This window comes from Thioalkalivibrio sp. ALE17, assembly GCF_000425605.1.
Classification (GTDB): domain Bacteria; phylum Pseudomonadota; class Gammaproteobacteria; order Ectothiorhodospirales; family Ectothiorhodospiraceae; genus Thioalkalivibrio.
This window is the reverse complement of sequence record NZ_KE384404.1, coordinates 25,781-49,486: the sequence shown is the minus strand read 5'-3', so window position 1 is coordinate 49,486 and position 23,706 is coordinate 25,781. Positions and strand designations below refer to the sequence as shown.

The 23,706-nt window shown below is 67.9% G+C and carries 22 protein-coding genes, 1 tRNA gene and 1 pseudogene; 5 read left to right on the top strand and 19 right to left on the bottom strand.

The features are described 5' to 3' along the window. Positions 1-37: 37 nt before the first annotated feature. Genes queD through H609_RS0111145 form a run of 4 tightly spaced genes read right to left on the bottom strand, consistent with a single transcriptional unit; the run spans position 38 to position 3,588 of the window. On the bottom strand, positions 38-421 hold the full coding sequence (gene queD, locus H609_RS0111160) for a 6-carboxytetrahydropterin synthase QueD (protein ID WP_018865805.1): 384 nt from the start codon (positions 419-421) through the stop codon (positions 38-40). A 41-nt stretch (positions 422-462) separates the two neighbouring features. Continuing rightward, positions 463-2,364, bottom strand: coding sequence for a 1-deoxy-D-xylulose-5-phosphate synthase (gene dxs / locus H609_RS0111155; RefSeq protein WP_028484973.1), 1,902 nt, complete (start codon positions 2,362-2,364; stop codon positions 463-465). 14 nt (positions 2,365-2,378) lie between these two features. Then, complete coding sequence (gene ispA, locus H609_RS0111150; protein ID WP_018877307.1) at positions 2,379-3,272, bottom strand: (2E,6E)-farnesyl diphosphate synthase; 894 nt, start codon at positions 3,270-3,272, stop codon at positions 2,379-2,381. Positions 3,273-3,282: 10 nt separating this feature from the next. Next, positions 3,283-3,588, bottom strand: a complete 306-nt coding sequence (locus tag H609_RS0111145) for an exodeoxyribonuclease VII small subunit (protein WP_017940770.1) — start codon at positions 3,586-3,588, stop codon at positions 3,283-3,285. A 235-nt stretch (positions 3,589-3,823) separates the two neighbouring features. On the opposite strand from H609_RS0111145, the gene H609_RS0111140 reads away from it, so the two are divergent. The 4 genes from H609_RS0111140 to H609_RS0111125 all read left to right on the top strand — a co-directional run bounded on the left by H609_RS0111140 (position 3,824) and on the right by H609_RS0111125 (position 6,774). Continuing rightward, positions 3,824-4,243, top strand: coding sequence for a rubrerythrin family protein (locus H609_RS0111140; protein ID WP_017940769.1), 420 nt, complete (start codon positions 3,824-3,826; stop codon positions 4,241-4,243). Between the two features lie 153 nt (positions 4,244-4,396). Continuing rightward, positions 4,397-5,749: a heterodisulfide reductase-related iron-sulfur binding cluster gene (locus H609_RS0111135; protein ID WP_018865802.1), complete on the top strand. Its 1,353-nt coding sequence runs from the start codon at positions 4,397-4,399 to the stop codon at positions 5,747-5,749. A 63-nt stretch (positions 5,750-5,812) separates the two neighbouring features. Next, positions 5,813-6,115 (top strand): encapsulin-associated ferritin-like protein, encoded by a 303-nt coding sequence (locus H609_RS0111130; RefSeq protein ID WP_017940767.1) that lies wholly within the window; start codon positions 5,813-5,815, stop codon positions 6,113-6,115. A gap of 47 nt (positions 6,116-6,162) precedes the next feature. Continuing rightward, positions 6,163-6,774, top strand: a complete 612-nt coding sequence (locus tag H609_RS0111125) for a DUF3501 family protein (protein WP_028484972.1) — start codon at positions 6,163-6,165, stop codon at positions 6,772-6,774. Between the two features lie 659 nt (positions 6,775-7,433). On the opposite strand, the pseudogene H609_RS14405 reads toward H609_RS0111125, so the two are convergent. The 15 genes and pseudogenes from H609_RS14405 to rnr form a co-directional block, all read right to left on the bottom strand. Then, positions 7,434-7,639, bottom strand: a pseudogene (locus H609_RS14405) (hypothetical protein). Between the two features lie 350 nt (positions 7,640-7,989). After that, positions 7,990-8,844, bottom strand: a complete 855-nt coding sequence (locus tag H609_RS0111120) for a ferritin-like domain-containing protein (RefSeq protein ID WP_038036294.1) — start codon at positions 8,842-8,844, stop codon at positions 7,990-7,992. A gap of 18 nt (positions 8,845-8,862) precedes the next feature. Then, entirely contained in the window at positions 8,863-11,367 is a 2,505-nt protein-coding gene (locus H609_RS0111115; protein ID WP_028484970.1) for a heavy metal translocating P-type ATPase, read from the bottom strand. Between the two features lie 11 nt (positions 11,368-11,378). Further along, the gene (locus H609_RS14335; protein WP_017940982.1) at positions 11,379-11,510 is read right to left on the bottom strand and encodes a hypothetical protein; all 132 of its coding nucleotides are present in this window, start codon (positions 11,508-11,510) and stop codon (positions 11,379-11,381) included. 108 nt (positions 11,511-11,618) lie between these two features. After that, a complete protein-coding gene (locus tag H609_RS0111105) occupies positions 11,619-11,975 on the bottom strand; it encodes a hypothetical protein (RefSeq protein ID WP_018878330.1) in 357 nt (118 codons plus the stop codon). Positions 11,976-12,080: 105 nt separating this feature from the next. Further along, positions 12,081-13,553, bottom strand: coding sequence for a cardiolipin synthase (cls, locus tag H609_RS0111100; RefSeq protein WP_018878329.1), 1,473 nt, complete (start codon positions 13,551-13,553; stop codon positions 12,081-12,083). 27 nt (positions 13,554-13,580) lie between these two features. After that, positions 13,581-14,771, bottom strand: a complete 1,191-nt coding sequence (locus H609_RS0111095) for an O-succinylhomoserine sulfhydrylase (protein ID WP_018877088.1) — start codon at positions 14,769-14,771, stop codon at positions 13,581-13,583. A gap of 40 nt (positions 14,772-14,811) precedes the next feature. Then, positions 14,812-15,921: an alanine racemase gene (gene alr / locus H609_RS0111090; protein WP_018878328.1), complete on the bottom strand. Its 1,110-nt coding sequence runs from the start codon at positions 15,919-15,921 to the stop codon at positions 14,812-14,814. A gap of 8 nt (positions 15,922-15,929) precedes the next feature. After that, entirely contained in the window at positions 15,930-17,294 is a 1,365-nt protein-coding gene (dnaB, locus tag H609_RS0111085; protein ID WP_018867241.1) for a replicative DNA helicase, read from the bottom strand. Between the two features lie 79 nt (positions 17,295-17,373). After that, on the bottom strand, positions 17,374-17,823 hold the full coding sequence (gene rplI, locus H609_RS0111080; protein ID WP_018867240.1) for a 50S ribosomal protein L9: 450 nt from the start codon (positions 17,821-17,823) through the stop codon (positions 17,374-17,376). Positions 17,824-17,890: 67 nt separating this feature from the next. Next, complete coding sequence (locus H609_RS0111075) at positions 17,891-18,826, bottom strand: hypothetical protein (protein ID WP_018878326.1); 936 nt, start codon at positions 18,824-18,826, stop codon at positions 17,891-17,893. Between the two features lie 31 nt (positions 18,827-18,857). Continuing rightward, positions 18,858-19,082, bottom strand: a complete 225-nt coding sequence (gene rpsR, locus H609_RS0111070; RefSeq protein ID WP_017940974.1) for a 30S ribosomal protein S18 — start codon at positions 19,080-19,082, stop codon at positions 18,858-18,860. Between the two features lie 42 nt (positions 19,083-19,124). After that, entirely contained in the window at positions 19,125-19,529 is a 405-nt protein-coding gene (rpsF, locus tag H609_RS0111065; protein ID WP_018867237.1) for a 30S ribosomal protein S6, read from the bottom strand. A 151-nt stretch (positions 19,530-19,680) separates the two neighbouring features. Beyond that, positions 19,681-20,448, bottom strand: coding sequence for a 23S rRNA (guanosine(2251)-2'-O)-methyltransferase RlmB (gene rlmB, locus H609_RS0111060; RefSeq protein WP_018867236.1), 768 nt, complete (start codon positions 20,446-20,448; stop codon positions 19,681-19,683). A gap of 103 nt (positions 20,449-20,551) precedes the next feature. Next, positions 20,552-23,173, bottom strand: coding sequence for a ribonuclease R (gene rnr / locus H609_RS0111055; protein WP_028484969.1), 2,622 nt, complete (start codon positions 23,171-23,173; stop codon positions 20,552-20,554). A 378-nt stretch (positions 23,174-23,551) separates the two neighbouring features. Here rnr and H609_RS0111050 point away from each other — a divergent pair. Then, a tRNA-Leu gene (locus H609_RS0111050) sits at positions 23,552-23,638 on the top strand. Positions 23,639-23,706: the final 68 nt, after the last annotated feature.

Here is a 23,706-nt window from a genome sequence, read left to right as displayed (position 1 = left end):
GCAATGACGGTGCCTGTGCTGGCGCCGATGGGTCGGCTCAGCCGTCCTCGCTGTAGCGTACGCAGGCGCGGTCGGTCTCCCACAGGGTCAGGGCATGCATGCGCAGGCCCGGGCGGTTCAGGCGTTCCGCCATCTGGCGGAAGAACCACTGCGCGATGTTCTCGGCGGTCGGGTTGACCGTGTCGAACGGCGGGACATCGTTCAGATAGCGATGATCCAGCTGCCCGGCGATCTCGCGCGCTGCGGTCTTGACCACCTTGAAGTCCACCGCCATGCCGGCGTCGTCCAGGGTCTCGGCCTGGACCTCGGCCTCCACCTTCCAGTTGTGCCCGTGCATGTTCGCGCACTGCCCCGGGTAATCGCGCAGGGTATGCGCGGAGGCAAAGTCGGTCAGGACGCGGAGGGTGTAGCGGGCACTCATGATCTTTTCCGGGCGAGCGGCCGTCGCCGGCCGGGGTTGTGTCAGCCCGCGAAGCCTAGCCGGCCGCCGTCTTCCGCGCAATTCTCCTGCCCGGATGCGTGGCGAATCGCGGCCAGCACGCCGGCGGTGTCGAGACCGCAGTCGGCCAGGATCTGCTCGCGCGAGCCGTGTTCGGTGAAGACGTCCGGGATGCCCAGGACCTGGCAGGGCAGGGTCAGGCCCTCGGCGGAAAGCCATTCCAGCACCGCGCTGCCGGCGCCTCCGGCACGGGCGTGGTCCTCGAGGGTCACGAAGCCGTCGTGGCTGGCGGCCAGTCGCGCGAGCACGTCGGTATCCAGCGGCTTGATGAAACGCATGTTCACCACGGTGGCGTCCAGCGCCTCGCCGGCGGCCAGGGCGGTGTCCAGCAGGGTGCCGAAGTTGAGGATCGCCAGGCTCCGGCCTTCGCGCACGACCTCGGCTCGGCCGACCGGCAGGGTCTCCAGGTCTTCGGGGCCACCGTCCGGCAGCTCGCCGGGCCCGCCGCCGCGCGGGTAGCGCACCGCCGCCGGACCCTCGTGGGCGTAGCCGGTGGACAGCATCTGGCGGCACTCCCGTTCGTTCGCGGGAGCCATCAGCAGCAGGTTGGGGACCGTGCGCAGCAGTGCGGTGTCGAAGGTGCCGGCATGGGTCGGGCCGTCGGCGCCCACGATCCCGGCACGGTCCACCGCGAACAGCACCGGGAGATTCTGCAGGGCGACATCATGGATCACCTGGTCCATGGCCCGCTGCAGGAACGTCGAATAGATCGCGACCACGGGCTTCTGGCCCTCGCAGGCCATGCCGGCGGCCAGGGTCACCGCGTGCTGTTCGGCGATTCCGACATCGAAATAGCGTTGCGGAAACTGCTCCGAGAAGGCGACCAGGCCGGAGCCCTCGCGCATCGCCGGCGTAATACCCAGCAGGCGCTCGTCGGCCGCCGCCTGATCGCACAGCCACTGGCTGAAGATGTCGGTGTAGGTGGGAGCCTTCGGGGCCGCGGGGGCCAGGCCATTGGCCGGCTCGAACTTGGACACGCCGTGGTAGCGGCAGGGGTCTTCCTCGGCCGGTGCGTAGCCCTGGCCCTTGCGGGTGACCACATGCAGCAGTTGCGGGCCCTGGGTGGTGCGCAGGTTCTTCAGGATCGAGACCAGACCGTTGACGTCGTGTCCGTCCACCGGGCCGAAGTAGCGAAAACCCAGCTCCTCGAACAGGGTGCCGGGCACGAACATGCCCTTCATGTGTTCCTCGGCGCGCTGGGCGAAGGCCTTCATCGGCGGGACGAATTCCAGCATGCGCTTGGAACCCTCGCGTACCGAGCTGTACAGCGGGCCCGACAGCAACCGCGTGAAGTACTGATTGAGCGCGCCGACGTTGGGCGAGATCGACATGTCGTTGTCGTTCAGGATGACCAGCAGATTGCAGTCGAGGTCGCCGATGTGGTTGAGCGCCTCGAAGGCCATCCCGGCGGTCATCGCGCCGTCGCCGATCACCGCCACGTGGCGGCGGTCCAGCCCGGCGTGCTTCGCGGCCAGGGCCATGCCGGCCGCGGCACTGATGGAGGTGCTGGAGTGGCCGGCCCCGAAGGCGTCGTATTCACTCTCCGAGCGCTTGGGGAAGCCGGCCAGGCCGCCATACTGGCGCAGACCGGCCATCCCTTCCCGGCGCCCGGTCAGGATCTTGTGGGCGTAGGCCTGATGCCCCACGTCCCAGACGATGCGGTCGTCGGGGGTGTCGAAGGCGTAGTGCAACGCGATCGCGAGCTCCACGGTCCCCAGGTTGGCGGCCAGGTGCCCACCGGTGCGCGAGACGCTCTCGATCAGGAACTGGCGCAGCTCGCCGGCGACCCCGGCGAGTTCCGAGGCCGGGCGCTCCCGCAGGTCGGCGGGCCATTGGATTGCATCCAGCAAGGGGGTTGGGGTCATCGGTGCGGGCCGGTTCAGTTCATGCGGTCGACGATGTAGCGCGCGAGGAAGCGAAGCAAGTCCGCCTCCTGGCCGAAGGGTTGCAGCTCGGCGAGGGCCTCGTCGACCAGGGCCACTGCGCGTTCGCGCGAGGCCTCCAGGCCCTGCAGCGAGGGGAAGGTGGGCTTGTGCAGCCGGGCGTCCGCGCCGCAGGCCTTGCCCAGGACCTCGGGGTCGCCCTCGACGTCGAGTACGTCGTCGCGGATCTGGAACGCCAGGCCGATGCATTCGGCATAGCGCGTCAGTCGCCCCAGCGCCTCGGGGTCCGGTGTGCCCGCCAGGGCGCCCAGCCGGACCGAGGCGCGGATCAGGGCACCCGTCTTGAGCCGGTGCATGCGCTCCAGCTCCGGCAGGTCGATGGGCTGGCCGCAGGCGCCGAGGTCGATCGCCTGACCGCCGGCCATGCCGTGCAGGCCGGCCGCCCCCGCCAGTTCGCGCACGGCGTGCAGTCCTGTCGCCCCGGGCAGTTCCGCCACGCCGCCGGTCAGCACGTCGAAGGCCAGCGCCTGCAGGGCGTCCCCGGCCAGAATGGCCGTGGCCTCGTCGAAGGCCTTGTGGCAGGTGGGGCGGCCACGACGCAGGTCGTCATCGTCCATCGCCGGCAGGTCGTCGTGGATCAGGGAGTAGACGTGGATCATCTCCACGGCCGCGGCCATTGCGTCCAGGGCCACGTCCGGGGCGGCGGTGGTCCGTCCGGCCGCGTACACCAGTACCGGGCGCAGGCGTTTGCCCCCAGACAGTGTGGCGTAGCGCATGGCCTCGATCAGGCGCGTGTCCGGCGCGCCGTCTACGGCCAGGTGGCGGTCGAGAACGGCCTCGATGCGCTGCTGGTAGTGGGACAGGGCCTGTTCGGCATCGATGGCGGTCAACGGCGTTTCGCTAGAACGGGACATCGGGATCCGTGCTGTCGTTCGGCTCCGCTGTCCGGGGAACGTTCGTGTTCCCGCCGTGGTCATTCTGGGCAGAGGCGTCCGCCGGTGTTTCTTGTGCCAGGGCCTCGATGCGGCGCTGAGCATCGTCGAGGGCGCGCTGACAGCGGTTGACGAGTTCCATGCCGCGCTGGAATTCGCCCAGCGACTGCTCCAGGCCCAGCTCGCCGGACTCCATCCGGGCAACCAGGGCCTCCAGGGCTTCCAGGCTGGCTTCGAATTCCGCCGGGCTGTCGGCGCTGGAAGGGTCGGTCATGATGGATCACCGGGTCGAAAAGGTGAGAAAGTATCCGATCCGCTGCGGCGAGGAAAGACGTACCGCCGGTCCGCCCTTGATTATGGGACAGACGCCCCCATGATGCGGCGGGCTTCCGGTTGACACTGAACCGGGCGCGGACTAGAGTTTTCGTACAGTTTAGACCCAGTCTAAACCGCCGTCTGCACAGGCATTCCTGTGGTTGTGTAGAACCCATAGAGAGAAGGAGAGCACCATGGATCTGAAAGGCAGCAAGACCGAAGAAGCCCTGAAAGAGGCCTTTGCCGGCGAATCGATGGCCAATCGCCGTTACCTGTACTTCGCTTCCAAGGCGGACGTCGAAGGCTACAACGACGTGGCCACCGTGTTCCGTTCCACCGCGGAAGGCGAAACCGGCCACGCCCACGGCCACCTCGAATACCTCGAGAGCTGCGGCGACCCGGCCACCGGCCTGGAATTCGGTTCCACCTCCGCGAACCTGAAGACCGCCGTGGCTGGCGAGACCCACGAGTACACCGACATGTACCCGGGCATGGCCAAGACCGCGCGCGACGAAGGCTTCGACGAAGTCGCCGACTGGTTCGAAACCCTGGCCAAGGCGGAGCGTTCCCACGCCAACCGCTTCCAGAAGGCGCTGGACCAGCTGGACGACTGATCGTCTCCTGCCTGGGAAGTATGCGGGGCCGGTTACCGGCCCCGTTTTCCGGGAGACACGGAACAGCCTGTGGGCGGTGCCTGACGGCCGGGCCCGCATGTTGTTCCGTGTTTCCCCCGAAGCATCGTACTGATACGGACACCGGAGGGATGCATGTCTGCGCCGACGCACCAACGTGAAGGAAGTCTCGAAGCCCCGACCCGTCATCCGCTGGACTGGAAGAACCCCGAGTTCTACAACGAGGAATCGCTGTTCAGCGAACTCGAGCGGGTCTTTGATATCTGTCACGGCTGCCGTCGCTGCGTAAGCCTGTGCAACTCCTTTCCCACCCTGTTCGACCTGGTCGACGAATCCGAGACCCTGGAGGTCGACGGGGTCGACAAGAAGGATTACTGGCAGGTCGTCGATCACTGCTATCTGTGTGATCTGTGCTACCTGACCAAGTGCCCCTACGTGCCCCCGCACGAATGGAATGTGGACTTCCCGCACCTGATGCTTCGGGCCAAGGCCTTTCGTTTCCAGAACGAGGGCGCGAAGACCTCGCACAAGCTGATGTCCAGCACCGACACCGTCGGCAAGCTGGCGGGTATCCCGGTGGTCGCCGGCGCGGTCAACGCCGCGAACAAGAACGGCGCCGTGCGCAAGATGCTCGACAAGACCATGGGCGTGCACCCGGATGCCCCGGTCCCCGAATACCACTCGAAAAAGGGGCGCTCGCGCCTCGCGAAGGCCGCGAAGGGGGTCAGCAACCCCGAGCCTGCCGGCGCCACCCAGGGCAAGGTCGCCCTCTATGCGACCTGCTACGGCAACTACAACGAGCCGCACCTGGTCGAGGACCTGGTCAAGGTCTTCGAACACAACGGCATCGAAGTCACCCTGGTCGACAAGGAACAGTGCTGCGGCATGCCCAAGCTGGAGCTGGGCGACCTGAAGTCGGTGGAGGCCTCCAAGGACGCCAACATCCCGGCGATGAAGCGCATGATCGACCAGGGCTACGACATCGTCGCCCCGGTGCCGTCCTGCGTGCTGATGTTCAAGCAGGAACTGCCGCTGATGTTCCCGGACGACGCCGATGTGATCGCGGTGCGCGACCGCATCTTCGACCCGTTCGAGTACCTGATGGAGCGGCACAAGGACGGCAAGCTCAACACCGACTTCCCCGAAAAGCTCGGCAAGATTGCCTACCACGCCGCCTGCCACCTGCGAGTGCAGAATATGGGGCTCAAGACCCGTGACCTGCTGAAGCTGGTGCCGGATACCGAGATCGACGTCATCGAACGCTGCTCCGGGCACGACGGTACCTATGGCGTGAAGAGCGAATTCTATGAAACGGCCAGCAAGATCTGCCGCCCGGTGGTCAGCCGCGTGCAGAAGGCCGAGTCGGATCATTACTCGAGCGACTGCCCGATGGCCGGCCACATGATCGAAAACGGGTTGCAGGGCAAGGGCGAGGACAAGGCGCCCGAGCACCCGCTGACCCTGCTGCGCCAGGCCTACGGTCTGTAGGCGGCGCTCGACCCACAGGACGCGACACGGGCGGGAAGACGCGCCCGGGAATGGAGAAAAGACATGGCCAGTGACAGCTACCACGAACCCGTCGAGGAACTGAGCGACGAGTCGCGCGAAATGCACCGTGCGATCGTCTCGCTGATGGAGGAACTCGAGGCGGTGGACTGGTACCAGCAGCGCATCGACGGCTGCAAGGACGAGGAGCTCAAGGCGATCCTCGCGCACAACCGTGACGAGGAGATCGAACACGCGGCGATGGTGCTGGAGTGGATCCGGCGCCATAACCCGGTATTCGACCACGAACTGAAAGACAACCTCTGGTCCGACAAGGACTATACGAAGACGGGGCACCACGATCACTGAGGGGTGCCGGTCCTGGCGGACCTGTCCGACGAGACGGAGGTATCGAGATGCAGATGGAGGCAAGTGTGGACAAGCTGAGTCGTGAAGACCTGTATTCGCTGGAGAAGTACCACGAGGTACGCCCCCAGTTCCGCAGCGAGGTGATGCAGCACAAGCGGGATCGTGTGGTGCAGGTGGGTCCGGCGGTGACCCTGCATTTCGAGGATCGCAAGACCATGCAGTACCAGATCCAGGAGATGCTGCGGGTCGAGAAGATCTTCGATGCCGAGGGCATCCAGGACGAGCTCGACGCCTACAACCCGCTGATCCCGGATGGTTCCAACTGGAAGGCGACCATGATGGTCGAGTACCCGGACGTGGACGAGCGCAAGGTGCAGTTGTCCAAGCTGATTGGCATCGAGCGCAAGACCTACGTGCAGGTCGCGGGCCATGACAAGGTCTACCCGATTGCGAACGAGGACCTCGATCGCGAGACCGACGACAAGACCTCCTCGGTGCACTTCCTGCGCTTCGAGCTGACCCCGGAGATGGTCTCCGCAGCGAAGTCCGGTGCGGCCATTGCCGTGGGGGTGGAGCACGAGAACTACAGCCACCGGCTGGACGCCGTCGCCGAGGGCACGCGCGAGTCGCTCGCGGCCGACCTCGACGCCGTCAACTGACGCGGTCTCTATCTCCGCTTCACGAAAGGCGCCTCCGGGCGCCTTTTTCGTTTCCGGCTCAGTTGTGGCGGGGCCGGGTTCGGCATCTGGTTTTTAGGAGCCTTCGTCCGGCCGCCTGCCTCGTGGTGGCTGGCCCTGGTTCGGCATCGGGTGTTTACGGTGCCTTCGGTCCGCAACCTGCCGTGCGCTGACTCGCCAGCGCGCCGCGAGGTCCTTTCTTGCTTGCCCAAGAAAGGACCCAAAGAAGGGCACCCGGATTTCGCCCGGGAACCTCGCTCCGGACGTGCTGGGCCGGCGGCGCTGAACTCGCTGCGCCTTCGGCTCCGCTCAGACATCCAGCGCCTTCTCCCGGCCCATCACGCCCTCCGCGAGGGGCTCCATACGGGGGGGAGGTCAAGACAGAAGGTATTCCAGCCCCACGACACAACAATAGTTATTGCCATCCGAAAGCCCCCGGCGCCCGCTACGCGGGCGCGGCACGCAACGGCCGCAGGCCGAGCGTGCCCAGGATGTCCGAAGACCCAGCCTTCATCCACAGGCACGATTGCTAGGACGGCCGTTGTCTTGACCTTGACCCCCCGTTGTCGTCGCGCCGAGTGGAGAGGGTTTTCGCGGGCCTCGGGCCGGCGGCGCTGAACTCGCTACGCCTTCGGCTGCGCTCAGACATCCAGCGCCTTCTCCCGGCCCGAGAACCCTTCCGCAAGGGGCTCCATACGGGAGGCGAAGGTCAAAACAGAAGGTATTCCAACCCCACGGCACCACAACGGCCCTGCCGCCTGAAAGCCCCCGGCGCCCGCGCTGCGGGCGCGGCACGCTATGGCCGAAGGCCGAGCGTGCCCAAGATGTGCGAAGACCTAGCCTTCATCCACTGGCACGACCGTCGGGACGGCCGTTGTCTTGACCTTGACCCCCCGTTGTCGTCGCGCCGAGTGGAGAGGGTTTTCGCGGGAGACAAGGCGCTGGATGTCTGAGCGGAGCCGCAGGCGCAGCGAGTTCAGCGCCGCCCGCGAAAACCCTCGGAGCGAGGGAAACCCCGGCCCGCGCAGCGGGCCGGGGTCGCGGCAGTCGGGCGTGTTTCTTGGTGACTTCTTTGCACGAGCAAAGAAGTCACTCGGGGCGCGCTGGCGAGTCAGCGCCAGGCAGTATGCGGACCGAAGGCACCGTAAACACCCGAGGCCGAACCAGGACCAGCCACCACGAGGCAGGCGGTCGGGGCTATACCGACGGTTCGGTGGTGGCCTGGGCCGCCAGTTGCGCCATCTCGGAGTCGGTGAAGCCGGCGGCGCGGCGTGCCTCGTGGGCGAAGGGCGGGCGTACTCGGCCCGGCATGTACTCGGCCAGCAGCTCGAGGAAGAGCGGCTCGGCATCAAGCCCGCGCGCGTGGGCCAACTCGCGGAACCAGCGCGTGCCGATCGCCACGTGGGCGACCTCCTCGCGCTGGATGATCTCGAGAAGCGCCACGGTCGCGTGATCGCCCGCTGCTGTCAGGCGCTCGATCATGCCCGGGGTCACATCCAGCCCGCGCGCCTCCAGCACCCGCGGCACCAGGGCCATGCGGATCATCACGTCGTGGTCGGTCGCGAGTGCGGCCTCCCACAGCCCGTTGTGGGCCGGCAGGTCGCCGTAGTCCGCTCCCAGCTCGTTGAGCCGCGCACGCAACAGCCGGAAATGGCGCGCCTCCTCGGCCGCCACCTGCAGCCAGTCGCTGACGAACGGCGCCGGCATGTCGCGAAAGCGATAGACGGCGTCCAGCGCCAGATTGATCGCGTTGAACTCGATATGCGCGACCGCGTGCACCAGCGCCACCCGCCCGGCCGTGGTGTGCAGCCCGCGCCGAGGAAGATCCTTCGGGTGCACCAGCACGGGGTGTTCGGGCCGCCCCGGTACCTCCATGCGTTCCGGTGCCGGGGCACTCCCGGCCTCCAGCTCGCCCGCCCACCAACCGCGTATGAGCTCCAGCGCCCGCTCGCACTTGGTCTCCGGGTCCCGCTCGCGCAACGCGGCCTCGGCCGCGCGATAAACGACCGGGGACTCCGGCGCGGATTCAGGATTCGGGTTCGATGCTTGCATGCGGCACAGGATACCCGCTCAACGCTCGCCAGTCGGCATGCTGCGGCGCAGCAGGATGGAGTTGCCGATGACCGACAGCGAGCTGGCGGTCATGGCGATCACGCCGATCATCGGGTGCAGCAGGCCGACGGCGGCGATGGGGATGGCGGCGCTGTTGTAGCCCCAGGCCCAGAACAGGTTCTGGACGATCTTGCGGAAGGTCAGGCGCGAGAGCTGTACGGCCTCGACGACCTTGGTCAGCTCGCCGCGCACCAGGGTCACGTCGGCGGCCTCGATGGCCACGTCCGCGCCGGCGCCGATGGCGATGCCGACGTTTGCCTGCTGCAGGGCCGGGGCATCATTGATGCCGTCACCCACCATCGCCACGTGGTCGCCGTACTCGGCCTGCAGTTCGCGGATCGCCTCGACCTTGCCCTCCGGAAGCACGCCGGCGCGGACCTCGTCGATCCCGACCTGCGCGGCCACGGCCTTCGCGGTGCGCTCGTTGTCGCCGGTGACCATTACGCAGCGGATGCCCAGGCCATGCAGCTGTTCGATGGCGCTCTGCGACTCTTCCTTGAGGGTGTCGGCGACCGCGACGATGCCGGCCGGTCGATCGCCGATGGCCACCAGCATCGCGGTCTTGCCGGCATCTTCAAGCTTCCGCAGCGATTCCAGCAGGCCGGACGGATCCAGGCCCTGCTCCTCCAGCAGCCGCTGGCTGCCGACCAGGACACGCTCCCCATCGAGGCGGGCCTCCACCCCGCGCGCGGTATGCGACTGGAACTGTTCGACCTCGGCGACCGCCAGCTCCCGGTCGCGCGCCCCCTGCACAATGGCCTCGGCCAGCGGATGCGCAGAACCAGCCTCCACGGCCGCGGCCGCGCGCAGCACACGAGCGTCATCGAAGCCCTCGGCGGCGACCACGTCGGTCAGTGCCGGCTGCCCGCGGGTGAGGGTCCCGGTCTTGTCGAGCACGATCACGCGGATGTCCTTCAGCGTCTGGATCGCGGAGCCCGAGCGGATCAGGACGCCGCGTTCGGCCCCCATGCCGGAACCGACCATCAGGGCGGTGGGTGTGGCCAGCCCCAGCGCGCAGGGGCAGGCGATGACCAGCACGGCGATCGCCGCGAGGATCGCCAGTACCAGCGGGGGACGTTCGGAATCCACCCACGGCAGAAACCCCTCGCCCCAGATCAGGATCGGCTGCAGCGCCCCGGAGAACGCCAGCCAGGCCGCAAACGCCGCCAGCGCAATCACCAGCACCGCCGGCACGAACCGCGCGGTGATGCTGTCCGCCAGCTCCTGCACCGGCACCCGCGAACCCTGCGCCTCGTTCACCAGACGGATCACCTGCGACAGGAAAGTGTCGGCCCCCACACGGGTCGCGCGCACCTTCAGCCGCCCCTGCTGGTTCAGGGTCGCACCGAGCACGGTATCGCCCTCAGCCTTGTCCACCGGCACCGACTCGCCGGTGGCGATGGATTCGTCCACGGTGCTCTCGCCGGCAACCACCTCGCCATCGGTGGGGATCTTCTCGCCCGGGCGCACGATCATCACCTCGCCCACCTGCAGCGATTTCACCGGCACCTCGATCTCTTCGCCGTCGCGTTCCACCCGGGCCGACTTCGCGCCCAGATCCAGCAGCTTGCGGATCGCAGAGGAGGCCTCGCCCTTGGCGCGGTACTCCAGGTAGCGCCCGAGCATGTGGAAGGCCATGATGGTCGCGGCCATCTCGATGAACGAGGTCATCGGGTAGACAAAGCCGATCAGCCCCAGCAGATAGGGCGGCAGCGAGCCCATGGAGATCAGCACGTCCATGTTCAGACTGCCGCTTTTCAGCGCGCGCCAGGACGAACGGTGGGTGGCCGCACCCCCGGCCATGAACACCACCGGGAACGCCAGCACGGCGATGATCAGCAGATAGCCGGGGATCTCCTGCCAGAACATGTGCGGCATCATCAGCACCATGATCGCGATGGTCGGGATCATCGCGATCCACAGCCGGCGCCAGGCCTGCTTCAGGTAGGCGGCGTCGATCTCGGCGTCGTCCGCCTCGCTGCCGGCCTCCTCGGTCTCCACCGCCGCCACGTCATAGCCGGCCCCCTCGACCGCGGCGCGCAGGGCCTCGGCGTCGGGGCCGCCGGGACCGGGTTCTACGGTCACACGGTGATCGCCGATGTTGGTGCGCACCGCCTGGATGCCGTCCAGCTTCTCGATCGCACCGCGCACAATCCCCGCGCAGTGGTCCGAACCCATGCCGGGTACCACCAGACGCACCGTACCGGCGGCGCCCGTTTCGCCCTCGACCTGGGCGACATCGTAGCCAGCCCCCTCCACGGCGGCTCGCAACCCCTGCGGGCCCACCTGCTCGGGGTCGTATCCCACGGTCACCCGGTGGCGGGCAATATTGGTCCCCACCGAGGCCACACCCGGGGTCTTCTCCAGCGCCGTGCGAACAATCCCCGCGCAGTGGTCCGACCCCATGCCGGGGACGATCACCACCGCCTCGCGGGCATCCGCTGGCTTCGTTTCCGTCGCCATCGCGCGCCTCCTCAGCGATTGCCGAACAGGTACTTGATCAGGGCGGCGATCCCGAGGATCAGCAGCACCAGGACGAGCAGCCCGATCAGGCCCCCGCCAAGACCCATACCGCCCATCCAGCCAAAACCTTGTTCATTCATCATGATGTAGTCCTCCCCGGGACAGAGTGAAAGACGCAAAGCGCGGTAATGCGCAGTGCGTGGGTGATGCGCGATCACCCGGGGCCGGGTGGAACCCCGGCCAGGGAGGAATCAGAGGGGTGGGCGCAGATCCGGTGCCGCGGGGGTACCGGGGCCCATGGCGACGGGAAGGGAAACGAAAACGGGCGCGGCCGCCGTGACCGGCGTGCCGGCGGGTGAAGGCAAACCCGAGACCCCGCAGACGCCACAGACCGCACAGGGCATCTCGCAGGCCGAGGGCTCGGCCGGGATCACGAAGTCTGCAGACAAGGACTCCGACGCCGATCCGGCACCCTCACCCGCGCAGTGGTCCGCCGCAGTCATGCTGTCCGCGGCATCGCCGTGCATCATCCCGGCACCGGCGATCGGCGCCAGCAGCAGGGCGGCGACGATCAGCAGGTTCAACAGATGGTGCAGGGCTCGCGACACGGGCTGGCCTCGAACAGGTATTCTGCCTGCAAGTCTAGCAGCCGCTCCGGCTTTCGGTGTGACACAGATCAAGCCGCCCGAGCGTGTACGTTGATCCGTGTTTCCCTACAACACCGGCGCCAGCAGATAGGCAGCCCTTGCGGCCACCCGTCGCCAAAGCGGCAGGTCGTCCACATCCTGCCGGGTCATCTCGCGCGAGCGGGCAAAGTCGGCTTCAAACATGCGCGCCGTCTCGCGAGCGAAGGCCGGATCCATCACCAGCGCGGTGACCTCGAAATTCAGCCGGAACGAGCGGTTGTCCAGGTTCACGGTCCCCACCGCCGCGCCCATGTCGTCCACCACGAAGGCCTTGCCGTGCAGGAAACCCTCCTGATAGCGGTAGATGCGCACGCCGGCATCCAGCAGCGGACCCAGAAAGGCATAGGCCGCATGCGTGGTCAGCGGGTTGTCGGTGACCTCGGGGATCAGCACCCGTACGTCGACGCCACTGAGCGCGGCCAGTTTGAGCATGCCCTGCACGCCCTCGTCCGGCACGAAGTACGGGCTGGCGATCCAGATACGCCGATCCGCCGCATGGATAACCTGTTGCATCATCAGGCTGGCGGTCTCGAATTCGTCCGCCGGGCCGGAGGGCAGGATCAGCACCGGGACGCCATCGTCCGCCATGATCGCCGGCTTCCATTCCAGCTCCGGGATGTCTTCGGTCGCCCAGTGCCAGTCCTCCAGGAACACCGACTGCAGGGCCAGGGCGGACGGCCCCTCGATGCGCAGGTGGGTATCGCGCCAGGGGCCGATCTTCGGGTCCCGCCCGAGGTACTCATCCCCCACGTTCAGTCCGCCGACCCAACCCTGTTCGCCATCGGCCACCACGATCTTGCGGTGATTGCGGAAGTTCAGCTGGAAGCGATTACCGCGCCCGCGGGTCGAGTGAAAGTGCTGCACATGCACCCCCGCCTCGCGCAGGGCGTCGAGATAGCTGCCGGGCAGGCGGTAGCTGCCGATCTCGTCGTAGAGAAAATAGACCTCGACCCCGTCCTGCGCCCGCTCCACCAGCCGCCGCTTGAGTTCGCGCCCGATCGCGTCGTCGCGCACGATATAGAACTGCACCAGCAGGTAGCGCTCGGCCTGCTCGATCCCCTCGAAGATACTGTCGAAGGTCGCCTCGCCATCCACCAGCAGCTCGACCTCGTTGCCGTGGAGAAACGGCCAGCGGGCCAGCCGCTGCACCCCGTCCAGGTGCTTGCTCGGCTCTTGCGCGATGTACTGGTGGGACCACAGCTCCTCGGTCTTCGGCTGCAGGGCCCGCGCCAGAGCGGAGTCTTCGTCACGGCGCGCGACCACGTAGCCGCGAAACTCGCTGGCGCCGAATACCCAGTAGGCCGGCACGGCCACATAGGGAACGGTGTTGAGCGACACGATCCAGGCCACCGCGCCCTGCGGCGTCCGCGTGGACATCAGCGCATCCAGCGACGACAGGAACCCCAGCAGGTGGAAGCCAATAACGACCGTCAGCAGTACGCGCCAGCGCGGACGCCGGCGCGGCTTCGGATGGACATCACCGGATGCGGGTCTGGACATATCCGTGCGGTCGACCCGGGAGCCGCGTCAGAGCGCGTCGAGCCCGCGGGCCAGGTCGCGCTGGATGTCGGCGACCGCCTCCAGCCCCACGGCGACCCGCACCAGGGCCTCGGTAATGCCCTGGGCCTCGCGCCTGTCCGGGTCCACGCGGCCGTGGGTAGTGGTGGCCGGATGGGTGATGGTGGTCTTGGTATCGCCCAGATTTGCGGTGATCGACAGGAATTTCGTGGCGTCAATCACCGACCAGGCGGCCTCACGCCCGCCGGCGACCTCGAAACTCAGCACCCCGCCGAAGCCGCTTTGCTGGCGCTTCGCGATTGCGTGCTGCGGGTGGGACTCGAGCCCCGGGTAATGCACGGCCGTGACCTGCGGGTGGGCCTGCAGCCACTGCGCCAGGGCCAGGGCGTTCTCGCTGTGGGCGCGCATGCGCAGGGCCAGGGTCTCCAGCCCCTTCAGGAACACCCAGGCGTTGAACGGCGACAGGGTCGGCCCGGCGGTGCGCAGGAAGCCGTAGACATCCTTGCCGACGCGCTCGGCGTCGCCGACCACCGCGCCGCCCAGACAGCGGCCCTGGCCGTCGAGAAACTTGGTCGCCGAGTGGATGATGATGTCGGCGCCCAGATCCAGCGGGCGCTGCAGGATCGGCGTGCAGAAGCAGTTGTCCACCGCGAGCAGGGCGTCGTGCCGATGCGCGATCTCCGCCAGCGCGGCAATGTCCACCACCTCGCCCAGCGGGTTGGACGGCGTCTCGCAGAAATACAACCGGGTATTCGGCTGGGTGGCGGCCTCCCAGGCCTCGAGGTTCGACAGCTCGACGTAGGTCACCTCGACACCGAAACGGCCGAGGTAGTTGTTGAAAAGCACCGTAGTCGTGCCGAACACCGAACGCGAGCAGACCACGTGATCGCCGGCCTTCAGCAGGCCCATCATGGTCGCGAGGATCGCCGACATCCCGGAGGCGGTGGCCACACAGGCCTCGCCCCCCTCCAGCGCGGCCAGGCGGTCCTGGAAGGTACGCACGGTCGGGTTGGTGAAGCGCGAGTAGATGTTGCCGGGCGACTCCCCGCCGAAGCGCGCGGCGGCCTCCGCGGCCGAGCCGAATACGAAGCTGGAAGTCGGGAAGATCGCCTCGGAGTGCTCGCCCTCGGGCGTACGCTGGTAACCGTGCCGGATGGCTACAGTCTGCGGGTCGTAATCAGCGGGGTCGAAATCGGTCATCTGGGCATCCTTGGCTGCGGGATGCCACAGTGTACCGGGCTCAGTGCGCCGGCTGCAGGCGATCCGCCACGCGGGTCAACAGCTCGTAGCTGATGGTGCCAGCCGCGCGCGCGACCCGCTCCACCGGGAGCCCCTCGCCCCACAGTGTCACCTGGTCGCCAACCTGCGCGGCAGGCACCTCGGTCAGATCCACCGCCAGCATGTCCATGGAGACGCGCCCGATCAGCGGGCAGATCCGGTCACCGACCCGCACCGGCGTGCCCGACGGGGCATGCCGCGGATAGCCGTCGGCATAGCCCATCGCGACGATCCCGGCGCGACCCGGTCGATCGGCCGTCCAGGTGGCGCCATAACCCACGCGGCTGCCCGGCTCCAGCTGCTGGGTCGCGATGACCGGGGCCTGCACCGTCATCGCCGGGCGCAGCTCGCCCTCCGGCCCCTCGGGCGGACGATCCGCCGGCGCGGAGGCCGGGTGTGCCCCGTAGAGCATGATGCCGGGCCGCGCCCAGTAGTCGCCGGGCGCGGCCCCCTCACCGCCCGAGCCCCAGCCGGCGAACAATGCAGCGGAGTTAGCCACGCTGCGGTATCCCGGCCACGCCCCGACGGCGCCGGCAAAGCATTCCAGTTGGTGAGTATTCTGCGGGTGGCCGGGCGTGTCGGCGCAGGCCAGGTGTGTCATCCAGTGCAGCCCCTGCTGCCCGTGCCCGGCGGCCTGGAGGCGCATCGCCACCTCGCCCGCCTGGCGCGGCTCGAAGCCCAGGCGGTTCATGCCGGTGTTCAGCTTGACCCAGACCTCGGGGAGGCGGATGCCAGAGGCATCCAGATGATCGAGCTGAGCCGGGTCATGCAGGACCGGCTGCAGGGCGAACTCGGCACAGGCGCGTGCGTCGCTGGCATCGTGCGGACCCTGCAGGACCAGCACCGGACCGTCGAAGCCGGCCGCGCGCAGCGCCCGGGCCTCGCCGACCTGGGAGACGGCGAGCCCGTCGCTGGCCGCCGCCAGGGCCTCGGCGGCCCATAGCAGCCCATGGCCGTAGCCCTCGGCCTTGATCACCGACCACATCGGGACACCGGGCGCCAGGCGTCGCGCCACGGCCAGGTTGTGCCGCAGGGCCTCGGGGTCGAGCTGGATGGTCGCCGCTCGCTTCACGTCCCGGGTCAGGCCTCGTGGCCGATCTCGCCGTAGACGTCGGGGGCGTAGTTCTCGAAACGGGTGAACTGCCCGCGGAAGGTCAGGCGCACGGTGCCGATGGGGCCGTTACGCTGCTTGGCAATGATGATCTCCGCCGTGCCCTTGTCCGGCGACTCGTCGTTGTAGACCTCGTCGCGATACACGAAGGCGATGATATCCGCGTCCTGCTCGATGGCCCCGGACTCGCGCAGATCGGACATCACCGGGCGCTTGTTCGGGCGCTGTTCCAGCGAGCGGTTGAGCTGCGACAGCGCGATCATCGGGACACTCAGTTCCTTCGCCAGGGCCTTCAGCCCGCGCGAGATCTCGGAGATCTCGTGGGCCCGGCTCTCGCCACTGCCGGGAAACTGCATCAACTGCAGGTAGTCGACGACGATCAGACCCAGCCCCTTGTGTTCGCGCATCAGGCGGCGGGTGCGCGCCCGCAGTTCGGTGGGCGACAGCGCCGGTGTGTCGTCGATGAACAGGGGCGCCTCGGAGAGCATCTGCACCGCGCTCGTCAGACGCGGCCAGTCGCCGTCCTCCAGGCGCCCGGAGCGCAGCTTCTGCTGGTTGATCCGGCCCATGGAGGACAGCAGGCGCATGGCCAGCTGCTCGCCGGGCATCTCCATGGAGAAGATCGCGACCGGCTCGGAGTTCTTCATCGCCACGTACTCGGCGATGTTCATCGCGAACGAGGTCTTGCCCATGGACGGACGCCCGGCGACGATCACCAGATCGCCCGGGTTCAGTCCGGAGGTCAGGGCATCCAGATCCTGATAGCCGGTGGCCACCCCGGTAATCGGGTTCTGGCTTTCGTAGAGATACTCGATCTGGTCGACCGCCGCGGTCAGCAGCGGCTTCATCCCGCGAAAGCCCTGGGCCCCGCGCGCGCCCTGCTCGGCGATGCGGAACACCTTCTGCTCCGCCACGTCCAGCAGTTCCTTGGAGTCGCGGCCCTCGGGGGTATAGGCCGAATCGGCGATCTCGGTGCCCACCGAGATCAGCGACCGCAGGATGGAGCGCTCGCGGACGATATCGGCGTAGGCCACGATGTTCGCGGCACTGGGGGTTTCCGCTGCCAGGCGGCCGAGATAGGCCATGCCCCCCGCGGATTCCAGCTCCGCGGTACGGTCCAGCTGCTCCGACACGGTGACCATGTCGAACGGGGCATTGCGATCCGCCAGCGTGGACACCGCCCGGAAGATCAGGCGGTGGTCGTGGCGATAGAAGTCTTCTGCGGTAATGCGGTCCGCCACCCGGTCCCAGGCGGCGTTATCCAGCATCAGGCCTCCGAGGACTGCCTGTTCGGCCTCCTCGGAATGCGGGGGGACCCGCGGATTCGGGGTCATGGGCGAGTTCATGCGACGAACCCGCCCACCTGCCGGGTATCAGCGACCCGGTGGGGCCACCCTCCCGACATCCGACGGATCACTCTTCGCCGATCACAACGACGCGAATGTCCACATCCACGTCCGAGTGCAGGTGCAGCCCGACCTCGAATTCGCCGGCGGTACGCAGCGGGCCTTCCGGCATGCGCACTTCCTTCTTCTCGACTTCGGTGCCCTTGGCGCTCAGCGCGTCGGCGATGTCCGCCGGGCCGATGGAGCCGAACAGCTTGCCTTCGCCACCGGCCTTCGCGGTGATCTCGAGCACAGTGCCGTCCAGCTTTTCCTTGCGCGCCTCGGCGGCGGCGAGGGCCTCGGCGGCGGCCTTCTCCAGTTCGGCGCGACGCGCCTCGAACTCGGCGATGTTCTCGGCGGTGGCGAACGTGGCCTTGCCCTGCGGCAGCAGATAGTTCCGCGCGAAACCGGGACGCACGTTGACACGGTCACCCAGGGTGCCGAGGTTATCGATCTTTTCCAGCAGAATGACTTCCATCTTTGTATTCCTGTAACGTTTGATCAGCGCCCGAAGGCACGCATTCTACACCGGTCTCGGACCGGTCTCACGGATTGTTGTCGCCGCCCTGCCCACCCGATGCGGAGCCGGGGCCCAGCCGCGAGCGAATGTCCGCCCAGGCGTCGATGACGCCGATGGTGGCGAGCAGCAGGAACATCTGCGGCATCGCCAGCGCCAGCAGGACGTACATCCCCACCAGCCAGAAGCTGCTCATGCCCTGACGGAAGGTCAGCGCGTGCATCAGCGCGATCCCCTGCAGGAAGAACAGCACCGCGAGGATGAACGCCAGTTCGGTCGCCAGCGGCACCGGGCCCAGATGGCCGATCCCCGCCAGCAGCAGCGTGGCCGCGCTTGTGGCGCGCCCGAACTGCAGTGCCCGAAACTCCTCGCCGAACGCCCCCGGGTTGTACAGCAGCGCCTGCCAGTAGCGACCCAGGAGCACCGAGAGCGTGAGGCTCAGCAGCAGGATCCCGGCAAACAGCCCGGTCAGGTACGGGGCGGCGCGGCGCAACGCCGCCTCGAGTTCCTGCGGACCGGTCTCGCTACCTTCGACCAGGGGCCCCAGCAGTCTCATCCCGGCCTCGGCCCAGGTGGACTCGAGATCCGGGACGAGCATATGGACGGCCAGCACCCCGAACCCGGCGACCCCGGCGGCGGCCTGCAGCGTGCTGCGCCACGAGACGGTCCGTCGCAGCAGCTCCGCCAGCAGCGCCACCGGCGCCCATTGCACCACCCCGGCCACCACCCCCGCGAACAGCGGGGCCTCGGGCATCAGGGCAAACATTGCGACCCCGAGCACGAGCGCGGACAGCGCGATCACCAGCAGTGCCTGCCCGAGGCCAATGCGCAGCCCGACCAGGGCGACCAGCGCGCTGCCAAGCAGCGCCACCGGCGGCAGAAACAGCCCCGCCACACCAAAACCGGAGACCGCGCCCACGGCGCGGCCCCGGCTCTTCATCGCGAATTCGGCCAGTGCGCGCATGGCGACGGCCCCCGGCGAACCGGTACGAGACTTAGTGGTTGTCGCTGTACGGCAGCAGGGCGAGGAAGCGCGCGCGCTTCACGGCGGTGGCCAGCTGACGCTGGTACTTCGCGCTGGTGCCGGTCACTCGGCTGGGGACGATCTTGCCGGTCTCGGTGACGAAACCCTTGAGCAGGTTCAGGTCCTTGTAATCGATGTAATCGATGCCTTCGGCGGTGAACTTGCAGTACTTGCGGCGACGCGGAAAACGGGCCATCTCAACTCTCCTTCAAAAATTCGGTCAACGAACGGGCGGGACTTATTCGGCAGCGGCCGAATCATCGGAGGCGGACTCGCCGCCCTCGTCGTCACGCTCGCGGCGACGGCCCTTGGAGCCTTCCTCTTCCTGGCCCTTGGCCAGCGGGGAGGTCTCGGTCACAGCCTCTTCCATGCGCATCGCCAGGTGTCGCAGCACGGCATCGTTGAACCGGAAGGCGCTGGCGAGCTCTTCCATCGCCTCTTCCGAGGCCTCGATGTTCATGAGCACGTAGTGGGCCTTCACCAGCTTCTGGATCGGGTAGGCCAGCTGACGGCGGCCCCAGTCTTCCAGGCGATGGATCTTGCCTTCGTGGCCTTCGACCAGGCCCTTGTAGCGCTCGATCATCGCCGGGACCTGCTCGCTCTGGTCCGGGTGGACCAGGAATACAACTTCGTAGTGACGCATCGGGAACTCCTTTCGGGTATCAGCCTCCCGTCCACGCGCGGTGAGGCAAGGGTTCAACCCCGCGGGCGCGCCCGCGGGGCAGAAAGGCGCGATACGATAACCGAAGCGGGCGACAACAACAAGCGACGAACAGGCCAGGCGGCCGACGCCCTCAGTCCGGCGCGCCGGCCTGGCGCTGGCGCACCGCCTCGAACAGGGTTACCCCGGTGGCCACGGAGACATTGAGGCTCTCCACCGTCCCGTGCATGGGCAAGGCGGCCAGGTGGTCGCAGGCCTCCCGGGTGAGCCGGCGCAGGCCCTCGCCCTCGGCCCCCATCACGATCGCGGTCGGCGGGCGCAGGTCCAGCGCGTAGAGGCTTTCCCCGGCCTCGCCCGCGAGGCCGACGGTCCACATACCGGCCTGCTTGAGCGAGGCGAGCGTCCGCGCGAGATTTCCGACCGTTACCACCGGCACGGTTTCGGCCGCGCCCGAGGCCACCTTGATGGCCGCCGGGGTCAGGGCGGCGCTGTGGTGGCGCGGCATGATCACCGCGCCGGCCCCCGCCGCATCGGCGGTGCGCAGGCAGGCGCCGAGGTTGTGGGGGTCGGTCACCCCATCGAGAATCAGCACGAGGTCCAGACCATCGCGCACCCGCTGGATCAGGGTCTTTTCATCCACCACCGGACGCGGGGTGCAGTGCACGATCACGCCCTGGTTCTGGAACCCCGGATGCTGCTGGTCCAGGCGCTCGCGGCCCACCCGCTCCACCGCGAGACCGCAGGCGCGGGCACGATGCAGCAGGCGCTCCAGCGCGGGCTCGACCGGGTCGGTCGCGAGCTGCAGGCGCTTCACCCGTTCCGGAGCACGCTCCAGTACCGCCGCCACCGCATGAATACCGCCGAAGGTCTCCGCGCGGCTGCCCTTGCCACCCTTGCTCACCGCACCCCTCCACGGGACACAGCCGGCCGCGAACCCGCCGCGCGCTCGCGCGGGGATGCCGCGCCTCGCGATGGATGGCCCTGCGCACTCACCGGGCGGTACCTCAGGACGAGGAGGGACGCCGGCGACGGCTGCGGCGACGGCCGGAACCCGCGGGCTTCTTGCCCGCCGCCTGGGCTTGCGGCTCCGACTCGACGATGGTGTTGCCGTCCTTGTCGGCCTCCGGTCGCGGCGGCGGGACCGCCTCGTTGCCGGGTTCCGGGGCATCGGGAATACCCTCGTCAGGGTCGGACACCGGGGCCGCCTCGTTCCCCGGTTCGGGGGCCGGGTCCGGGGTCGTGTCACCGGAGGCCGAACCGCGGCGGCGACCCCCGCGACGGCGACGCTTCTTCTTCGGTGCCGGGGCCTCGTCGTCGGCGGCGGGGGCCTCCGGCTTGGCCGGAGTTGGTTCCACCGCGGCCTCGGCCGGGGCGGTCTCGGCATCCTTGCGGCGCTTGCTGCGGCGGCTGCGCTTCTTCGGCGGCGCGTCCGTCGGCTTCGGCTTGCCCGGTTCCCCGGCCAGCGCGAGGTCGATCTTGCGATCATCCAGACTCACCCGGGCCACCTGCACCTGCAGCTCGTCCCCAATGCGGAACACCCGCCCGCCGCGCTCGCCGGTCAGGGTGTGACGGGTCGGGTCGAAGTGGTAGAAGTCATTGTCCAGGCTGGTCACGTGGACCAGGCCCTCGATGTAGACATCCTTGATCTCGACGAACAGGCCGAACCCGGTTACGCCGGAGACCACGCCGGTGAAGGTCTCCCCGACCTTGTCCTGCATGTACTCGGCCTTCAGCCAGGCCTCGGCATCGCGGGTGGCATCGTCGGCGCGCCGCTCCGCCATCGAGCAGTGCTCGCCCAGCGATTCCATGTCGCTGTGCGAATACGGGAACGCCTTGCCACTGCCCTTGCGCAGCACATGACGAATGCCACGATGCACCAGCAGGTCGGGATAGCGCCGGATCGGCGAGGTAAAGTGCGCGTAGTCGTCCAGCGCCAGACCAAAGTGCCCGTCCAGTTCCGGGGCGTACACCGCCTGGCTCAGCGAGCGCAGCAGCACCGTCTGGATCAGCTGCTGGTCCGAGCGCTGGCGGGCGGCCTTCAGCACGGCGGTGTAGTCGGCCGGTGTGGGTTCGGCCCCGCCGCCCAGGCTCAGGCCCGCGCCATTCAGGAACTCGCGCAGCTCCTCGACCTTCTCCGCCGGTGGCTGGTCGTGGATACGATAAAGCGCCGGCACCTTGTGCTTCTTCAGGAACCGCGCCGCCGCGACGTTCGCCATGATCATGCATTCCTCGACCAGGCGATGGGCATCGTTGCGCTCGGTCGGGACGATCTGCTCGATCTTGCGGTCCTCGCCGAATACGATTTTGGTCTCGGTGGTGTCGAAGTCGATCGCGCCGCGGCGATTGCGGGCTGCGTGCAGGGACTTGAAGACCTTGTGCAGGGTCTCCAGATGCGGCATCACATGGGCGTTCTGCTCGCGCAGGGCCGTGTCGCCGTCGAGCATCGCCGCAACATCGTCGTAGATCAGACGCGCGTGCGAGCGGATCAGGCCCTCGTGGAAGCGATAGCTCTTCAGCGCCCCGCGCGCGCCGATCTCCATCTCGCAGACCATGCTCAACCGATCCACCTTCGGGTTCAGCGAGCACAGGCCGTTGGACAGGGCCTCCGGCAGCATCGGGATCACGTTGTCGGGGAAGTACACCGAGGTGCCGCGGGTGCGGGCCTCGCGGTCCAGGGCCGCATCGCGCTCGACATAATGGGACACGTCGGCGATCGCGACCCACAGGCGCCAGCCCTTGCCCTCCGGCTCGCAGTACAGGGCGTCGTCGAAGTCGCGGGCATCACTGCCATCGATGGTGACAAACGGCTTCTCGCGCAGATCCAGACGGCCCTTCTTGTCCTTCTCGGCGACCTCGGCACCCAGTGCGTCGGCGGCGGCCGTGACCTCGTCCGGCCACTCGTGCGGCAGGCCATGGGCACGGATCGCGATGTCGATCTCCATGCCCGGGGCCATGTGTTCGCCCAGGACCTCCAGCACATCGCCCTTCAGGCGCGCGGTGCGCGAGGCGGATTCGCGGATACGCACCACCACGATCTGGTCGTCCTGCGCCTCGCCCAGGCCGTCCGGCGGCACCAGGATGTCGTGGGTAATCCGCTTGTTGTCCGGGGTCAGGACACCGACCCCGTCCTCGATCTTCAGGCGCCCGACCACCTGGGTGGTGTTGCGCTCGAGGACCTCCACGATCCCGCCTTCACGGCGGCCGCGGCGATCCACGCCCATGACCCGGGCCAGCGCCCGGTCGCCATGGAATACGCCGCGCATCTGCTTGGGCGACAGGAACAGATCGTCGTCCTGCTCGTCCGGCACCAGGAAGCCGAAGCCGTCCGGATGCCCGATCACACGGCCGCGGATCAGATCTTCCTGGTTGACCGGCAGATAGGCCCCTCGGCGATTGCAAAGGGCCTGGCCGTCGCGCTCCATCGCCTTCAGGCGGCGGCGCAGGGCCTCGAGGCGATCGTCATCGTCGATCTGCAGCCGCTCCGCGATCTCGTCGTAGGACAGCGGATTGTCGGCTTCCTGCAGGAGCCCGAGGATGAACTCGCGGCTGGGGATGGGGTTGTCGTACTTCTGCGCCTCGCGCTCGAAGTTGGGATCGGCGGGGGTCTTGCGACGTTGTCTTGGCATTCAGTGAACTCTGTGGATGTTGCAATGGGCAGCCCTTCGCCGGGAACCGGCCGGGCGCGCAAGGGAAACGCTGATTCAGGTGCCCGCTCCCGCTCGAGCCGCTTTCCAGCGTGCGATCAAGGCGCGGTGAGTGCAGTGTAGCGGAGCGACACCAGCGGACCGCAACACCAGCGGGTACATGAATCGGCGCTTCCCGAAGCGCCCATTATGAGGCATGCAGAATTTTGTTGCGCAGCGCGGCTTCGCGCCGGCCCGCCGGCGCCCGTCCCGGACGGCGAATTTCGGCCCCCGGGGCGTTGACAGCCTCGCGGGCGCGCACTATATTGCGCGCTCCTGAAGCGCAGGACACTCGGTTTTCACCGCTGTGTCGTCCCTCGTGCCGAGGTGGCGGAATTGGTAGACGCGCTAGCTTCAGGTGCTAGTGGGGGTAACCCCGTGGAGGTTCAAGTCCTCTCCTCGGCACCATTTTTCTGCTTCAACACACTCCCTGAACCACCCCGTAACGCGCGGCATCCACATGGATGGCGTGGATT

Bases quoted from the DNA above. Each gene is read 5' to 3' on its own strand.
- dnaB (WP_018867241.1), bottom strand. From the start codon at position 17,294: ATGACCCCGAATCCGCGGGTCCCCCCGCATTCCGAGGAGGCCGAACAG.
- dxs (WP_028484973.1), bottom strand. From the start codon at position 2,364: ATGACCCCAACCCCCTTGCTGGATGCAATCCAATGGCCCGCCGACCTG.
- H609_RS14335 (WP_017940982.1), bottom strand. From the start codon at position 11,510: ATGATGAATGAACAAGGTTTTGGCTGGATGGGCGGTATGGGTCTTGGC.
- H609_RS0111095 (WP_018877088.1), bottom strand. From the start codon at position 14,771: ATGACCGATTTCGACCCCGCTGATTACGACCCGCAGACTGTAGCCATC.
- H609_RS0111075 (WP_018878326.1), bottom strand. From the start codon at position 18,826: ATGCGCGCACTGGCCGAATTCGCGATGAAGAGCCGGGGCCGCGCCGTG.
- rnr (WP_028484969.1), bottom strand. From the start codon at position 23,173: ATGCCAAGACAACGTCGCAAGACCCCCGCCGATCCCAACTTCGAGCGC.
- rplI (WP_018867240.1), bottom strand. From the start codon at position 17,823: ATGGAAGTCATTCTGCTGGAAAAGATCGATAACCTCGGCACCCTGGGT.
- H609_RS0111140 (WP_017940769.1), top strand. From the start codon at position 3,824: ATGGATCTGAAAGGCAGCAAGACCGAAGAAGCCCTGAAAGAGGCCTTT.
- H609_RS0111120 (WP_038036294.1), bottom strand. From the start codon at position 8,844: ATGCAAGCATCGAACCCGAATCCTGAATCCGCGCCGGAGTCCCCGGTC.
- cls (WP_018878329.1), bottom strand. From the start codon at position 13,553: ATGTCCAGACCCGCATCCGGTGATGTCCATCCGAAGCCGCGCCGGCGT.
- queD (WP_018865805.1), bottom strand. From the start codon at position 421: ATGAGTGCCCGCTACACCCTCCGCGTCCTGACCGACTTTGCCTCCGCG.
- H609_RS0111130 (WP_017940767.1), top strand. From the start codon at position 5,813: ATGGCCAGTGACAGCTACCACGAACCCGTCGAGGAACTGAGCGACGAG.
- rpsF (WP_018867237.1), bottom strand. From the start codon at position 19,529: ATGCGTCACTACGAAGTTGTATTCCTGGTCCACCCGGACCAGAGCGAG.
- rpsR (WP_017940974.1), bottom strand. From the start codon at position 19,082: ATGGCCCGTTTTCCGCGTCGCCGCAAGTACTGCAAGTTCACCGCCGAA.
- H609_RS0111135 (WP_018865802.1), top strand. From the start codon at position 4,397: ATGTCTGCGCCGACGCACCAACGTGAAGGAAGTCTCGAAGCCCCGACC.
- H609_RS0111115 (WP_028484970.1), bottom strand. From the start codon at position 11,367: ATGGCGACGGAAACGAAGCCAGCGGATGCCCGCGAGGCGGTGGTGATC.
- H609_RS0111125 (WP_028484972.1), top strand. From the start codon at position 6,163: ATGCAGATGGAGGCAAGTGTGGACAAGCTGAGTCGTGAAGACCTGTAT.
- H609_RS0111145 (WP_017940770.1), bottom strand. From the start codon at position 3,588: ATGACCGACCCTTCCAGCGCCGACAGCCCGGCGGAATTCGAAGCCAGC.